Here is a 15,007-nt window from a genome sequence, read left to right on the forward strand (position 1 = left end):
TTTATAATGTAATAATGGGCTTTAAAACAGCCCATACATTTTTAGCTAAAATTTGATGTCCTTTAGCCGTTGGATGAATGCCATCTCCTTGATTTAAAGAAGGAATACCACCTACGTTTTCTAATAAAAAAGGAATTAAAGTCAATTGATTCTTTTTAGCTAATTCAGGGAAAATTGTTTTAAATTCTGTGGTATAATCAATCCCCATATTGGGTGGCAATTGCATACCTGTTAATACAATTTTAGTATTAGCATTTTTCTTTAAAACAGCATCAATAATTGCTTGTAGATTTTCTCTAGTTTCTTGTAGTGGTACGCCACGTAAACCATCGTTAGCACCTAATTCTAATACAAAAATAGCGGCATCTTGGTTTTTAAGCACCCAATTGATTCTACTTTTTCCTCCAGCTGTTGTTTCTCCACTTACACCAGAGTTTACCACGGTATAATCTAAAGAAAGCGAATCTATTTTTGATTGAATTAATGAAGGATAGGCATTATTTACATCTTCTAGACCATAACCTGCGGTTAAACTATCACCAAAAAATAAGATAGTTTTTGTAGTATTTTCTTCTGATGAATTAGTAGCTTTTTCAATGGTTGTTTTAGTGGTATCTTTTTTCTTAGAAGTGTCTCCGTTTCCACAAGAAAATAAAACAAGTAAGAATACATAACTAAATTTTAATAAAATTTTTGATGCGCTAGTATTAAAATTTAAAAGCAATTGTTTATTTTTCAGTTTTATCATTCTTCGTAAAATAAAGTTTCCATGGATACAGTAACAAAGATATTAAAGATTAACGAACTAGAGAAAACATATATAAGTGGTTCTAAAAAACTAACTGTTTTATCAAATATTTCTTTTGATGTAGAAAAAGGTAGTATCTTTTCTATTGTGGGGCCATCGGGTAGTGGAAAAACAACATTATTGGGTTTATGTGCGGGTTTAGATAGTCCAACTTCTGGTAATATAGAATTATGCGGCAGCAATTTAGAAAATTTAAATGAAGATGAATTAGCGCAATTGCGTAACAAAGAAGTCGGATTTATTTTTCAGAATTTTCAATTATTACCTACACTTACTGCTTTAGAAAATGTAATTGTTCCTTTAGAGTTACAAGGAGCAAAGAATGCTACTAAAATAGGAAAAGAGCTATTAGAAAAAGTAGGTTTGGGAGCAAGGTTTGATCATTATCCTTCGCAATTATCAGGTGGTGAGCAGCAACGTGTAGCTTTGGCAAGAGCTTTTTCTAATAAGCCATCGGTTTTATTTGCTGATGAACCTACGGGAAATTTAGATGAAGAAACTGGCGAAAAGGTAATTCAATTATTGTTTGATTTAAACAAAGAAGCAGGTACAACTTTAATTATTATTACCCACGATTTAGAATTGGCTAATAGAACACAGCAAATACTAAGATTAAAAGGAGGGAAGATAATATCTAACGAAAAAACAACGACTGTAAATGCATAATTCTACTTCTAAAACTCCAATAAAATGGCTTTTTAAAATGGCTTGGAGAGACGGAAAAGCAAGTTTTTCTAGATTGATGTTGTTTATGGCATCTATTATCTTAGGGATTGCGGCTGTGGTTTCCATTCAATTATTTAGTCAGAATTTAAAAGATAATATCAAGAATCAGTCGAAAGCCTTAATGGGGGCAGATTTTATTATTGATAGTAAAAAGTTACCTTCTAAAAAGGTGATGGCCATTATAGATTCTTTAAACGTTGCTGCTTCTGAAGTCAATTTTGTGTCTATGGCGGCTTTTCCTAAAAACGACGGAACAAAGTTGGTAAAAGTTCGTGCTATGGAAGGTAATTTTCCCTTTTACGGAACTTTAGATACAGAACCAGTAAGTGCAGCAAAAGAATATCAACAATTAGGGGGGGCTTTAGTAGATGCTACTTTATTATTACAATACGATTTAAAAACAGGAGATTCTATTAAGTTAGGAAAAACAACTTTTCCGATTATTGGGGTGTTAAAATCGATTCCAGGTAGTACAGCCATTTCTACTTCGGTTGCTCCAACAGTATTAATTCCATATCGATTTATAAAGGAAACGGAATTGTTGCAAGTAGGAAGTAGAAAAGAATATCAATACTTTTTTGTAGCAGCACCAGAAATGGATTTAGATTTGTTAGATAAAAAATTAGATCCTATTTTAGATGATGAAAATGCAGATATAGATACACATACAAGTACAAGTGCTCGTTTAGGAAGAAGGTACGATAATGTGAGTCGGTTTTTAAATTTAGCAGCATTTATCGCCTTACTTTTAGGTTGTGTGGGTATTGCAAGTTCGGTACATATTTACATCAAAGAGAAATTAAAAAACGTAGCCGTTTTAAAATGTTTGGGCGCTTCTAGAAAACAAACCTTTATCATTTACTTGTTACAAATTGTAGGAATCGGTTTGGTTGGCGGTATTATAGGTTCTGCCATTGGTATTGGTTTACAATATGCATTTCCTTATATTTTAAAAGAGTTTTTACCTTTTGATGTACAAATAGCCATTACAGCACAACCTTTGGTAATGGGAATCACGTTAGGGGTTTTAATGTCGGTTTTATTTGCCTTGTTGCCTTTGTTAGGTACTTGGTATGTATCTCCGTTAGAAGTATTAAGAGGTACCGATGATCATTTAGAAGAACCTAAAAAAGCACGCATATTAACCTTTGCAGCCATCTTGGTTTTTATCTTTTTATTCTCTTTTTGGTTGTTAAAAGATGCTTTAAACGGATTGCTTTTTACAGTAGGTATTTTAGTGGCTTTTGCCATACTAGCAGGTGTTGCTAGTTTGTTTATGAAAGTCATTAAAAAATATTTTCCAAAAAAATGGGGTTTTACCAAAAGGCAAAGTTTGTTAAATTTATACAGACCTAATAACCAAACCATGGTGTTGATTGTAGCAATCGGTTTGGGAACTTTTTTAATTAGTACGTTGTATTTTACAAAAGATATTTTATTATCCAAAACTACCATTGATACGAGTAAAAATGATGCCAATATCATTTTAATGGATGTACAAAGTGATCAAAAAAAAGCAGTTGTAAATACTATTACTCCTAAAGGATTAGATATTATTGATAACATACCGATTGTGACTATGCGTATGCATCAAATTAAAGGTAGATTGGCCAATGAGATTAGAAAAGACAGTACTTCTAGAAGTAAACGTTGGATATTAAATCGTGAATTTAGAGCAACTTACAGAAGTAAGTTATTAGAATCCGAAGAAATAACCGAAGGAAATTGGGTAGAAAAGCAAGTAAAAGATGCACCTGTTTTAATATCTATTTCAGATAATATTGCAAGAGATGCTAATTTAAAAGTAGGTGATGAAATTGTTTTTAACATTCAAGGAGTTTTAATGAAAACTACGATTGGTAGCATTCGAAAAGTAAATTGGGGTAATATTCAATTGAATTTTTCTATTGTTTTTCCTGAAGGGGTTTTAGAAAATGCACCACAGTTTAATGTCATTACCACTTATGTTTCTGATGCGGAAAGTTCTGCGGATTTACAAAGAGATTTAGTGAAAAAGTTTCCTAATATTACCATTTTAGACATTCGTCAGATATTTACGATTGTAGAAGACATCCTCGATAAGATTTCTTGGATAATCAATTTTATGGCATTTTTTAGTATTCTTACAGGAATTATTGTTTTAATTGGTTCAGTTAGAAATAGTAAATACCAACGTATTAAAGAAAGTGTTTTGCTAAGAACTTTAGGAGCAAAGAGCAAACAAATACTGCAAATTACAGCTTTAGAATATGTGTATTTAGGTTTATTGGGTAGTTTGGTGGGTATTTTACTATCATTAATTAGTAGTCAATTATTAGCAAATTTGTTGTTTAAAGAACCATTTATACCTTCTGCAATTCCGTTTTTGGTTTTTTTACCAGGTATTACTCTGTTGGTTTTACTTATTGGTTTGAGTAATATTCGTACAGTTTTAAAGAGTCCGCCACTAGAGGTTTTAAGAAAAGAAGTGTAAAAGAGATTATGGTGTCTTACTTGGTGTATAAAATCAAGAAGACACCACATAAAATTCCGGCTAAAGGAATTAGTTTTTTACGTTTATTTTGTTCTTTAAAAAGGATACCACCAATTACAACAGCAATAATAATTTGACTACGTTTTATAGCAGAAAGTAACATGATTAAAGCCTCTGGATCTTGCAATGCTCTAAAGTAAAAATAATCAGCAATTTGTAGTAAAATACCTACTAAAGGTATAGACCATCGCCATTTAAATGCCTTGCGCTTTTCTGCATTAGGAAACCACGTAATACTTAAAATAACTAATAGTATTAATACAGTGTAAAAGCAAAACCAAAATTGCAGTGTTTGTGGGTTTAAAGTTAAAGTTTGTATTAAAAACTTATCATACAAACCACTAGAAGCACCTAAAAAAGTTGCCCCAATAATGGCAAATATCCACTTGTTTCTTTTAAAGTTGATGCCTTCTTTTTTTCCGATTCTAGAGTAGAGCATTACTGAGAAAATAATTAAGAAGAAACCAATCCATTGCCAGAAATTAGGTTTTTCTTGATAAATAAAAATAGCGCCTATAAAAGTAAAAAAAGGACCTGCAGAACGAATAGGAGTAACGATGGTTATTGGTAAATGTTTTAAAGCTTGGTAGGCTAACACCCAAGAAGAAGCCATTATAGCCGATTTTATAAAGATAAAACCGTGTGTTTGCCACGGAATACTTTCTACAAACATTTGTATTTCTTTCATATAATCTGGCTGCCAAAGCGAACCTAAGTAAAAGGGGAGTAGCAATAGAAAACCCGAAGAGATAGTGCCTAATAACACTGGGAACACTTCGTTGCCTTGTACAGCATGTTTTTTACATAAATTGTGTAAGCCTAAAAATAAGGCTGCTAAAAGTCCTAGATACATCCACATAATGCGCGCGAAGATATTTTATTTTTTCGATATGAAACTTTTAAAGTCCATTATTTAATTATTAATAATTAATGATTTGTTTTATAGGGGTATACGTTTTTTTTAATCGTAAAAAGAGTTCTTATGTTCCCCGAAAATTTAACACAAAAAGAGAGTTACATTTCCTAAAATATTTACTTTTGCCCATTAATAAAGATCTTATGCAAGAAAGAAATTTACAACGTATTGCGTTATCAACTTATTTTTTACTGTCTGGTGTTTGCTTTTCTTCTTGGGCTTCTAGAATACCTACTATTAAAGATAAGTTTGGCTTTAATGAGCAAGAATTGGGGAACATGTTAATGATTATGCCTATAAGTGCCATTGTTGGTATTCCTCTTTCTGGTTGGTTGATTTCTAAATATGATAGTCGGATTCCGCAACAATTTGCTTATATCTTTTATTTTATATCGCTGTTTTTAATTGGTTTTTCTAATAGTTTGTTATTATTAATATTTTCACTTTTTTTATTTGCCTTGTGTTTGCGGATTATCAACATTACCATAAATACACAATCGATTTCTGTACAAGAAAAATTTGAAAAACCTATTGTTGGTTCTTTTCATGGTTTGTGGAGTATTGGTGGTGTTGTAGGTGTTTTATTTACTACTCTAATGTTGGCGCTTAAAATTTCTGTTGAAATACATTTTTTAATGGTTTCACTTTTTTCTTTGGTAAGTGTTTTTATAGCCTACCCTTATTTAATAAAGAAGGATAAATCTACCAATAGCAATAAATTTAAGTTAGGTAAACCAAACCGATACATTATGTTACTAGGTTTGATGTTGTTTTTTGCAGCCATTTGTGAAGGTGGAGTTTATGATTGGAATGGTGTTTACTTTAAAGATGTAATAAAGGTAGAAGTTTTTACTTATGGGTATTTGTTATTTATGATTTGTATGTCTGTTTCTAGGTTTATTATTGATAAATTAATGGAGCGTTTTGGTGTTAAGAAACTGTATTTTTTAAGTGCTATTTTAATTATGTGTGGAATGACAGTTGTGGTGGTATTTCCTTTTTTTTGGATTGCATTGATTGGTTTTTGTTTGACAGGGTTTGGAGTTGCTAGTTTGTTTCCTATTACTTTTATGATGGCAGGAAAAGCTAAAAAATATGCCACTGGAATTGTAATTGCTATTATTGGTACTTATGCAACTGTGGGGATGTTTTTAGGTCCTCCCATGGTAGGATATTTAGCAGAATACTTTGGTCTACAAAGGGCTTTTATCATTTTTATCATTGGTGGCTTTATGTATATTCCGTTAACAATGGCTGTTTTTAAACATTTAAAAGAACGGTAATTTTGTTCTATTATCAATATAAATATTTCTCTTTTAGTAGAAAAGAACTAGTTTTATTAATATTTATACAAAAAAACCAATCAATAAATACTAATTGGTGGTACAAGCAATAAAAGTGTAACTATCTTTGCATAAAATATTTTTTTATGTCAAAACGTTTTTCCGATTTAGGAATAGAATCTCAAATTCAAAAGAGATTAGCAGCATTACAAATTACGATTCCAACAGATATTCAAGAAAAAGCAATACCTGTTGTATTGAAACAAAAAGAAGATTTAGTTGCTTTAGCTAAAACCGGAACCGGAAAAACGGCTGCTTTTGGTTTGCCTTTATTACAATTAATAGATGTTACAAATACCAATGTGCAAGCAATAATATTAGCACCAACAAGAGAGTTAGGTCATCAAATACACGCAAACCTAGTTTCTTTTGCAGCAGAAATTCCAGCTATTTCTATAGCAGCTGTTTGCGGAGGAATCCCAATAAAACCACAAATAGAACGTCTAAAAAAATCGACACAAATTGTAGTAGCAACTCCTGGGCGTTTGGTAGATTTGATAGAAAGAGAAGGTATTAACGTTAAAAATGTAAATTATTTAGTTTTAGATGAAGCAGATGAAATGGTTACTGCTTTAAAAACGGATTTAGATATCATCATTAAAGAAATTCCTAAAAATCGAAGAACTTTATTATTTACTGCAACAATGCCAGGTAGCATTAAACAATTGGTAAATAATTACATGTCTAAAGAAGTTGTTCAGGTAGAAGCAGACATGGCAACTATGGGGCATCAAGGAATTGATCATCAATATGTAGTAGTAGAACCTATTGAAAAGTTAGAGGTTTTATTACATTTTTTAAACTCTAAAGAAGGACAAAGGGGAATCATTTTTTGTAAAACCAAAGCAGCAGTTAATAAATTAGCCAAGAATTTAGCCATAAATAAATTTTCTTCTGGTGCTTTACATGGTAGTTTAACACAAGGGATTAGAGATCGAATAATGGGGCAATTTAGAGATGGTCATATAGACATTTTAGTAGCTACCGATTTGGCTGCAAGAGGTATCGATGTTAAAGAAATTGCTTACGTAGTTAATTATCATTTACCAGACACGTATGATGCTTATGTACATAGAAGTGGTAGAACAGCTAGAGCAGGAGCAAAGGGATTATCTTTAACAATTTTACAAGAGGAAGAAGTACAAGATATTGCAGATTTTGAAAAAGAATTAGGGATTTCTTTTAGTAGATATAAAAAAGCAGATGCTAAAAGTATTGAAGAAAATAATGGACTTTTATGGGCGAAAAAAATTTTTAAAACAAAACCAAACCGTAACGTTTCAGAAGATTTTAAGCATCAAATTAGAACTGTTTTTCATCATCTAACTAAAGATGAGTTAGTTGATAAAATATTAGCAAATTATTTAGCACAAACAAGTAATAGTATTCCAAAAATAGACGCTCCTAAAAAACGTAAAAAATAAAACTACATGGCAAATATTATCAAAGACCAAGCAGAAATATTACAAAAACTGAATATTAGTCAGTTAAATAGAATGCAAGAGGAAGCAATTGCAACGATTCATAAAAATGATAATATCATTTTATTATCGCCAACAGGAACAGGAAAAACATTGGCGTTTTGTTTACCTTTGTTAAAAACATTAGATCCAGAAGTTAAAGAAGTACAAGCATTAATTTTGGTTCCGTCTAGAGAGTTGGCTATTCAGATAGAACAAGTAATTCGTTCTATGGGTTCTGGTTACAAAGTAAACGCTGTTTACGGAGGTAGACCAATGTCTAAAGATAAAATAGAATTAAAACACGTACCAGCTATTTTAATAGGAACACCAGGTAGAGTTTCTGATCATTTTGCAAATGAAAGATTCTCTAAAGATTTTATAAAAACATTAATTTTAGATGAGTTTGATAAATCTTTAGAAGTTGGTTTTGAGTATGAAATGAGAGGAATTATCAATCAATTGTCAGCTTTAAGTAAACGTATTCTAACGTCAGCGACACAGGGTGTTGAAATTCCTGATTTTGTAGGTTTAAGAAAACCAAATACAGTAAATTACTTAAAAGCAACTACATCTAAATTAGCTATTAAAACAGTTATTTCTCCAGCAAAAAACAAACTGAATACGTTATTACATTTATTAAATCATTTAGGAAATCAGCAAGGAATTATTTTCTGTAACTTAAAAGATACCATTAATAGTGTAAGTGCTTTTTTAGAAAGCAAAAATATAAGACATGGTTGTTTTAGTGGAGGAATGGAACAAAAAGATAGAGAACGTTCTTTAATTAAGTTTAGAAACGGAACAAATCAGCTTTTAATTGCCACAGATTTAGCGGCAAGAGGTATTGATGTGCCAGAAATGAACTACATTATTCATTACCAATTACCATTGGCTGTTGAAGAGTTTACGCATAGAAACGGACGTACAGCAAGAGTTTCTGCAGAAGGAACTGCCTATGTCTTAAAATGGAAAGATGAAAGTTTGCCAGATTTTATTAAAAATGTAGAGGTTCAAAATATTTCTAAACAAGCAGAAAGAGAAGCTCCTTATTGGGAAACTTTATTTGTTTCTGGTGGTAGAAAAGATAAAATTTCTAAAGGTGATATTGCTGGATTATTTATAAAACAAGGGAAGTTGTCTAGAGAAGAATTAGGAGATATTGAATTGAAACAAGATTGTGCTTTTGTGGCGGTTCCTTTAGTTAAAGCAGATGAATTAGTAGAAAATTTAAATAATACTAGATTAAAAAAGAAAAAAGTTAGAATTACTGTTTTGTAATTTTATAGATAAAATAATGGCTGTAAAAAGTTTTTTATATAAAAATCCATCAAATTATTGATGGGTTTTTTGTTTGTATCAATTTGTTTGATAGTCTTATAATTTATTTTGTTTAATTATTATTTAATTAAGTTAAACAAAAATTGTAAATTTGCATATGAATTGGAAAGAAAACAAAATAGTTAGAATAATTATATTTCTGTTAAGTAACTTTTTGGCTTTGGGTATTGGAGTTCTTTTAATGGAAAATGGACCTAAAGAAGATTGGTATCTTTCTTTGAACAAAGCACCTTGGACGCCTGCTGGTTGGGTTTTTGGAGCAGCATGGACAACCATTATGTTCTTGTTTTCTTTTTATATGACAAAATTGAGTTTTCAATTTCCTTTTTTAGATAAAAAGCTAATTACATTATATGTTGCCCAATGGTTTTTAAATGTTGGTTGGAATTTAGCTTTCTTTAATCAACATCAAACAAAAATAGGTATAGTAATTATTGTTTTATTATGGTTATTAATAGGTTATTTCACTTTTAAATTTTTTAACAAAGTAAAATTGGTTACCTTATTAATCGTTCCGTATTTAGTATGGATGACAATTGCAATGAGCTTAAATGCTTATATTATTTTTAATAATTAAAGAATAGAATTATGGCTAAAAAAAAGAGTATTTCTGCGGATAAAATTATAGAATTATACATGGATGAAGTTTTAATGGAAGAATCTACTTCTAAAACTGTATATGCTTTTAGTAAAAAAAATAATTTTGATGAGAGTTTGTTTTATCAATACTTTAATGGTTTTGAAGCATTAGAAAAGCACATATTTTCGGTGTTTTGTTCAAAAACAATAGAGTTATTACTTCAGAATGAAGAATACAAAACTTACGATGTTAAAAGTAAATTGTTAAGTTTTTATTATACATTTTTCGAACTATTGACAGCAAATAGATCTTATGTTCATTTAAAATTAAAAGAAAATAAGAATAAGTTAGAGTCTTTAAAATTATTATCAGAACTAAGAACTGTGTTTATTGATTTCATAAGCAAAGAAATAGAAACAGATAATATTGATTTTAAGAATGAAACTATCAATAAAATTCAAGAAAAAGGAATTAAAGAAGCAGCTTGGGTACATTTATTATTTACCATTCAATTTTGGTTAGATGATAGTTCTACCAATTTTGAAAAAACAGACATTTTTATTGAAAAATCTGTAAAAGCAAGTTTCGATTTAAGAGATGTAACACCTGTGCAAAGCGTAATCGACTTTGCTAAATTTTTGTGGAAAGAAAAAAAACCAACTGTATGAAAAACATAGATAGTATACCAACATCCAAAATTCAAAGAGCTTCTAAGTTAGTTTCTACAGGTTTAAAAGTAGGTGCCAATTATGTAAAATATTATGGTGAAAAAATAGTAAAAACAGAAGAAGAAGCTAAAGGAAATTTAGACGAAGCAAATGCTACAGACATTTATGATGGTTTAAAAACCATGAAAGGATCTGCTTTAAAAGTAGCACAAATGCTAAGCATGGAAAAAAATATTTTACCAGGTGCTTATGTAGAAAAATTTTCTTTGTCTCAATTTTCTGTTCCGCCTTTATCTCCACCTTTGGTGGTTAAAACCTTTAAAAAGTATTTTAAGAAAAGTCCTACAGAAGTTTTTGATACTTTTTCTACACAATCTGTAAATGCAGCAAGCATTGGTCAAGTACACAAAGCAACTAAAGATGGTAAAAAACTAGCGGTAAAAATTCAATATCCTGGTGTGGCAGAAAGTATTTCTACAGATTTAGCCATGGTAAAACCTATTGCTATGAAAATGTTTAACATCAAAGGAGAAGGTTCTGATGAGTATTTTAAAGAAGTAGAAAATAAATTAACAGAAGAAACAAACTATATTCTAGAGTTAGAACAGAGTAACGAAGTTGCTAGTAAATGTACTAAAATACCGAATTTAAAATTCCCGAATTATTATCCTGAATTTTCTACACAGCGTATTTTAACCATGGATTGGATGGAAGGTGTACATTTATCAGAATATGTAAATAAAGATAACTCTACAGAAGACTTAACAAAAATAGGTCAAGCACTTTGGGATTTTTACATGTATCAATTACATGTTATAAGAAAAGTACATGCAGATCCGCATCCTGGAAACTTTTTAATCTCTAACGAAAATGAATTGATAGCGATTGATTTTGGTTGTATGAAAGAAGTTCCGGATAGTTTTTATGTTCCTTATTTTGAATTAGCCAAAAAAGAAAATATTGAAAATCCTGTTTTTTTTGAATCGAAATTATATGAATTAGAAATTTTAAGAGCAGATGATTCTCCTGAAGAAAAAGACTTTTTTAAAGCACTTTTTTATGAAATGTTAGCACTTTTTACACAACCTTTTCATGAAGAAGTATTCGATTTTTCTGATGAAGTATTCTTTGGTAAAATTAGCGATTTAGGTCAGAAATACGCTAAAAGCACAGAATTAAAGAAAATGAATGGTAATAGAGGTTCTAAACATTTTATTTACATCAATAGAACATTTTTTGGCTTGTACAATTTAATGCATGATTTAAAAGCAACAAATATTAAAATTAATAATTTTAAAAACTTGTAAATGCATTTTACATTAGAAGACATTAATAGTTTAAATCATTTATACAAAATTAATTTAATTAATAGTGTATCGGGTTTTAAATCGGCAAATTTAATTGCTACAAAATCTAAAGATGCTGTTTCTAATGTGGCTGTTTTTAGTTCTGTAGTACATTATGGTTCTAATCCACCAATTTTAGGTTTTGTTTTAAGGCCCAATACTGTTATTCGTAATACTTACGATAATATAAAAGAAACAGGTTTTTATACGATTAATCACATTCATCAAGACATTATAGAAGATGCACACCATACTTCTGCTAAATATCCTTCGGAAGTTTCTGAGTTTGACAAAACCAACTTACAAGAAGAATACTTAAACGAATTTCAAGCACCTTTTGTACAAGGTTGTGCAGTTAAAATGGGCATGAAATATTTAGAAGAATATTATATTAAAGCAAACGATACTATTTTAGTGTTAGGTAAAATTGTAGATTTATATATAGATGATGTTTTAATTGAAAATGATGGTCTTGTTAACTTATCAAAAGCAAAAACGGCTGTTATTAATGGTTTGGATGCTTATGCAGTGCCAAATAATTATAAAAAGATGACTTATCAAAGACCAAAAAAATAGTTACAGATTCATAATTTAAAAATTTTAGATGAAAATTCTTATCACAGGTACAACAGGTTATATTGCTAAAAGGTTGGTTTTAAATTTACTCGAAAAAAATCATGATTTAGTTTGTTGTGTCCGTGATTTAGATAGAATTCCGGATGAAATAGAGCATCACAAAAATATTACTTTTTTAAAAGTTGATTTTTTAGATGTAAATAATATTACGTTTCCAAAAGATATTGATGCTGCTTATTATTTAATTCATTCGATGTCTACTAATGCGAGTAACTTTGAAAGTTTAGAAAAAACATGTGCTTTAAATTTTAAAAAATTAATAGAAGAAACAACAGCTAAACATGTAATTTATTTAAGTGGAATTGTAAATGATAATTCACTTTCTAAACACTTAAAGTCTCGTTTCGAAGTAGAAAAAACATTACAATCTAACAAATATGCTCTTACAACTTTTAGAGGAGGAATTGTAGTTGGAAGTGGAAGTGCTTCTTTTGAAATTATTAGAGATATTGTAGAGAAACTACCTGTAATGATTGCGCCTAAATGGTTAAATACAAAAACACAACCAATTGCTGTAAGAGATGTTTTGTCTTATTTAGAAAGAGCTTTATGTAAAGAAGAATTATACAATCAATCTTTTGATATTGGAGGGCCAGAAGTATTAACTTACAAAGAAATGCTATTACAATTTGCAGCTGTTAGAGGTTTTAAAAGATATATTTTTACTTTGCCAGTACTTAGTCCTAAATTATCATCTTATTGGTTATATTTTGTAACTTCTACTTCTTTTAAATTGGCACAAGCATTGGTAGATAGTATGAAGATTGAAGTGATTGCAAAGCCTAATAACTTATACAAAACACTAAATATTGTACCAATTACTTACCAAAAAGCAGTGTCTTTAGCTTTTCAGAAAATAGAACAAAATGATGTAGTTTCTAGTTGGAAAGATGCGATGAGTAGTGGGGTTTTTAATGATCAATTGGCAAAACACATTCAATTACCAGAGTTTGGTTGTTTTACAGATGTAAGAGTAAGAGATATTAAAGATGAGGATTATACTTTAAACAAAATTTGGTCTATTGGTGGGCAAAATGGTTGGTACAGTTTTAATTGGTTATGGAAAATAAGAGGATATGTAGATAAGGTTTTTGGAGGTGTTGGTTTAAGAAGAGGAAGAACACACAACACACATTTAGAAGCCGGTGATCCTTTAGATTTTTGGAGAGTTTTATTGGCTGATAAAAAAGAAAAAAGGTTATTGTTATTTGCCGAAATGAAATTACCTGGTGAAGCTTGGTTAGAATTTAAAATTACTAACGGAAAATTACAACAGCGTGCAGTTTTTAGACCTAAAGGTGTTTTGGGTAGATTCTATTGGTTTTCTGTGTTACCATTTCATGCATTTGTTTTTAAGGGCATGATAAATTCATTAATTAATAAAAAATAATATGAAAACAATTTTAATAGTTGGCGGAAGCAAAGGAATAGGAGCGGCAATTGTAAATGCTTTAAAAAGCACACATAATGTAATTACCATAAGTCGTACAGAATGTGAAAGTAAAGAAAATACCAAACAGTTTATTTTAGATGTTTTGGAAGACAAATTACCAGAAATAGATACTTTAGACGGATTGGTTTATTGCCCAGGTAGCATCAACTTAAAACCTTTTAAAAGATTGACTTTAGACGATTTTAGTGATGATTTTAAAATCAACGTTTTAGGAGCCATTAAAGTGATTAAAAAATACGAAAAAGTATTGAGTGCTAATAATGGAAGTGTTGTTTTGTTTAGTACCGTTGCAACACAAATGGGAATGCCTTTTCATGCAAGTATTGCGGTTAGTAAAGCAGGAGTAGAAGGTTTGGCAAAATCTTTAGCGGCAGAATATGCTACAAAAATTAGATTTAATGTAATTGCACCAACAGTTACAGACACACCTTTAGCGGCTCGTTTATTAAGAAATGATAAACAAAAAGAAGTTATGAAAGAGCGTCATCCTTTAAAACAATATTTAGAACCTGCAGAAGTGGCATCTTTGGCTAATTATTTACTTTCTGAAAATGCCAAATCTATTTCGGGACAAATATTTCCGATTGATGCAGGAATGGTGACATTAAAAGTGTAAAATCACTTTTTTAAAGAGAAATATTATTATAGAAACACTTTACAATATAAAAGAAATAGGAATTATGGGAATTTTTAATTCAAATACAAAAGCACATGCATTAAGTCCTAAGACATCTATTTATAACATTGCTATAAAAGATATTAAAGGAAACTTGATTGATCTAAATAGTTACAAAGGAAAAAAGATTTTGTTTGTCAATGTAGCATCAGAATGTGGTTTTACTGGACAATATAAAGAGTTGCAAGAGTTGTATAATAACTATCAAGAAGAATTAATGATTATTGGTGTTCCTTGCAATCAATTTGGAGGACAAGAACCTGGGGATTCTTCAGAAATTGAATCTTTTTGTCAAGTAAATTATGGAGTTACTTTTTTAATAACAGAAAAAGTAGATGTAAAAGGAGAGCAGCAACATCCGTTGTACAAATGGTTAACAAAAAAAGAGTTGAACGGAAAATCGAACTCTACCGTAAAATGGAACTTTCAAAAGTACTTGATTGATGAAAACGGAAAATTTATAGATTACTTTTATTCGTTAACCAAACCAATGAGTTCTAAAATAATAAAATTGATTTAAC

General features: G+C 30.0%; 14 protein-coding genes. 12 read left to right on the forward strand and 2 right to left on the reverse strand.

The genetic code is table 11. The features are described from left to right. Position 1: 1 nt before the first annotated feature. Complete coding sequence (locus ACJJVY_RS02150) at positions 2-748, reverse strand: arylesterase (protein ID WP_405604660.1); 747 nt, start codon at positions 746-748, stop codon at positions 2-4. Positions 749-769: 21 nt separating this feature from the next. Between ACJJVY_RS02150 and ACJJVY_RS02155 the strand changes: the two genes are divergently transcribed. Then, the gene (locus tag ACJJVY_RS02155) at positions 770-1,474 is read left to right on the forward strand and encodes an ABC transporter ATP-binding protein (RefSeq protein ID WP_405604662.1); all 705 of its coding nucleotides are present in this window, start codon (positions 770-772) and stop codon (positions 1,472-1,474) included. Between the two features lie 37 nt (positions 1,475-1,511). Continuing rightward, positions 1,512-4,007 (forward strand): ABC transporter permease, encoded by a 2,496-nt coding sequence (locus ACJJVY_RS02160; RefSeq protein ID WP_405611557.1) that lies wholly within the window; start codon positions 1,512-1,514, stop codon positions 4,005-4,007. 16 nt (positions 4,008-4,023) lie between these two features. Here ACJJVY_RS02160 and ACJJVY_RS02165 read toward each other — a convergent pair whose 3' ends face one another. Further along, a complete protein-coding gene (locus ACJJVY_RS02165) occupies positions 4,024-4,926 on the reverse strand; it encodes an EamA family transporter (protein ID WP_405604664.1) in 903 nt (300 codons plus the stop codon). A gap of 71 nt (positions 4,927-4,997) precedes the next feature. Here ACJJVY_RS02165 and ACJJVY_RS02170 point away from each other — a divergent pair, with 71 nt between their 5' ends. From ACJJVY_RS02170 to ACJJVY_RS02215, 10 genes are all read left to right on the forward strand, one after another. Further along, positions 4,998-6,266: an MFS transporter gene (locus ACJJVY_RS02170; protein WP_405604666.1), complete on the forward strand. Its 1,269-nt coding sequence runs from the start codon at positions 4,998-5,000 to the stop codon at positions 6,264-6,266. A gap of 146 nt (positions 6,267-6,412) precedes the next feature. Next, a complete protein-coding gene (locus tag ACJJVY_RS02175) occupies positions 6,413-7,750 on the forward strand; it encodes a DEAD/DEAH box helicase (protein WP_405604668.1) in 1,338 nt (445 codons plus the stop codon). 6 nt (positions 7,751-7,756) lie between these two features. Further along, the gene (locus ACJJVY_RS02180; protein WP_405604670.1) at positions 7,757-9,067 is read left to right on the forward strand and encodes a DEAD/DEAH box helicase; all 1,311 of its coding nucleotides are present in this window, start codon (positions 7,757-7,759) and stop codon (positions 9,065-9,067) included. Between the two features lie 157 nt (positions 9,068-9,224). Continuing rightward, positions 9,225-9,704, forward strand: coding sequence for a TspO/MBR family protein (locus ACJJVY_RS02185; RefSeq protein WP_405604672.1), 480 nt, complete (start codon positions 9,225-9,227; stop codon positions 9,702-9,704). An 11-nt stretch (positions 9,705-9,715) separates the two neighbouring features. After that, positions 9,716-10,375: a TetR family transcriptional regulator C-terminal domain-containing protein gene (locus tag ACJJVY_RS02190; protein ID WP_405604674.1), complete on the forward strand. Its 660-nt coding sequence runs from the start codon at positions 9,716-9,718 to the stop codon at positions 10,373-10,375. After that, on the forward strand, positions 10,372-11,682 hold the full coding sequence (locus ACJJVY_RS02195; RefSeq protein ID WP_405604676.1) for an ABC1 kinase family protein: 1,311 nt from the start codon (positions 10,372-10,374) through the stop codon (positions 11,680-11,682). Before ACJJVY_RS02190 ends, ACJJVY_RS02195 begins: the two co-directional genes overlap by 4 nt. Continuing rightward, positions 11,683-12,297: a flavin reductase family protein gene (locus tag ACJJVY_RS02200; RefSeq protein WP_405604678.1), complete on the forward strand. Its 615-nt coding sequence runs from the start codon at positions 11,683-11,685 to the stop codon at positions 12,295-12,297. Positions 12,298-12,325: 28 nt separating this feature from the next. Beyond that, a complete protein-coding gene (locus ACJJVY_RS02205) occupies positions 12,326-13,747 on the forward strand; it encodes an SDR family oxidoreductase (protein WP_405604680.1) in 1,422 nt (473 codons plus the stop codon). A 1-nt stretch (position 13,748) separates the two neighbouring features. Continuing rightward, on the forward strand, positions 13,749-14,426 hold the full coding sequence (locus ACJJVY_RS02210; RefSeq protein ID WP_405604682.1) for an SDR family NAD(P)-dependent oxidoreductase: 678 nt from the start codon (positions 13,749-13,751) through the stop codon (positions 14,424-14,426). Between the two features lie 64 nt (positions 14,427-14,490). Further along, the gene (locus tag ACJJVY_RS02215) at positions 14,491-15,006 is read left to right on the forward strand and encodes a glutathione peroxidase (protein ID WP_405604684.1); all 516 of its coding nucleotides are present in this window, start codon (positions 14,491-14,493) and stop codon (positions 15,004-15,006) included. Position 15,007 lies beyond the last annotated feature (1 nt).

This window comes from Polaribacter sp. Asnod1-A03 (genome assembly GCF_045063585.1).
GTDB lineage: Bacteria > Bacteroidota > Bacteroidia > Flavobacteriales > Flavobacteriaceae > Polaribacter.

Coding starts and splice junctions, on each gene's coding strand:
- ACJJVY_RS02150 (WP_405604660.1), bottom strand. CDS start 748: ATGATAAAACTGAAAAATAAACAATTGCTTTTAAATTTTAATACTAGC.
- ACJJVY_RS02155 (WP_405604662.1), top strand. CDS start 770: ATGGATACAGTAACAAAGATATTAAAGATTAACGAACTAGAGAAAACA.
- ACJJVY_RS02160 (WP_405611557.1), top strand. CDS start 1,512: ATGGCTTGGAGAGACGGAAAAGCAAGTTTTTCTAGATTGATGTTGTTT.
- ACJJVY_RS02165 (WP_405604664.1), bottom strand. CDS start 4,926: ATGTGGATGTATCTAGGACTTTTAGCAGCCTTATTTTTAGGCTTACAC.
- ACJJVY_RS02170 (WP_405604666.1), top strand. CDS start 4,998: ATGATTTGTTTTATAGGGGTATACGTTTTTTTTAATCGTAAAAAGAGT.
- ACJJVY_RS02175 (WP_405604668.1), top strand. CDS start 6,413: ATGTCAAAACGTTTTTCCGATTTAGGAATAGAATCTCAAATTCAAAAG.
- ACJJVY_RS02180 (WP_405604670.1), top strand. CDS start 7,757: ATGGCAAATATTATCAAAGACCAAGCAGAAATATTACAAAAACTGAAT.
- ACJJVY_RS02185 (WP_405604672.1), top strand. CDS start 9,225: ATGAATTGGAAAGAAAACAAAATAGTTAGAATAATTATATTTCTGTTA.
- ACJJVY_RS02190 (WP_405604674.1), top strand. CDS start 9,716: ATGGCTAAAAAAAAGAGTATTTCTGCGGATAAAATTATAGAATTATAC.
- ACJJVY_RS02195 (WP_405604676.1), top strand. CDS start 10,372: ATGAAAAACATAGATAGTATACCAACATCCAAAATTCAAAGAGCTTCT.
- ACJJVY_RS02200 (WP_405604678.1), top strand. CDS start 11,683: ATGCATTTTACATTAGAAGACATTAATAGTTTAAATCATTTATACAAA.
- ACJJVY_RS02205 (WP_405604680.1), top strand. CDS start 12,326: ATGAAAATTCTTATCACAGGTACAACAGGTTATATTGCTAAAAGGTTG.
- ACJJVY_RS02210 (WP_405604682.1), top strand. CDS start 13,749: ATGAAAACAATTTTAATAGTTGGCGGAAGCAAAGGAATAGGAGCGGCA.
- ACJJVY_RS02215 (WP_405604684.1), top strand. CDS start 14,491: ATGGGAATTTTTAATTCAAATACAAAAGCACATGCATTAAGTCCTAAG.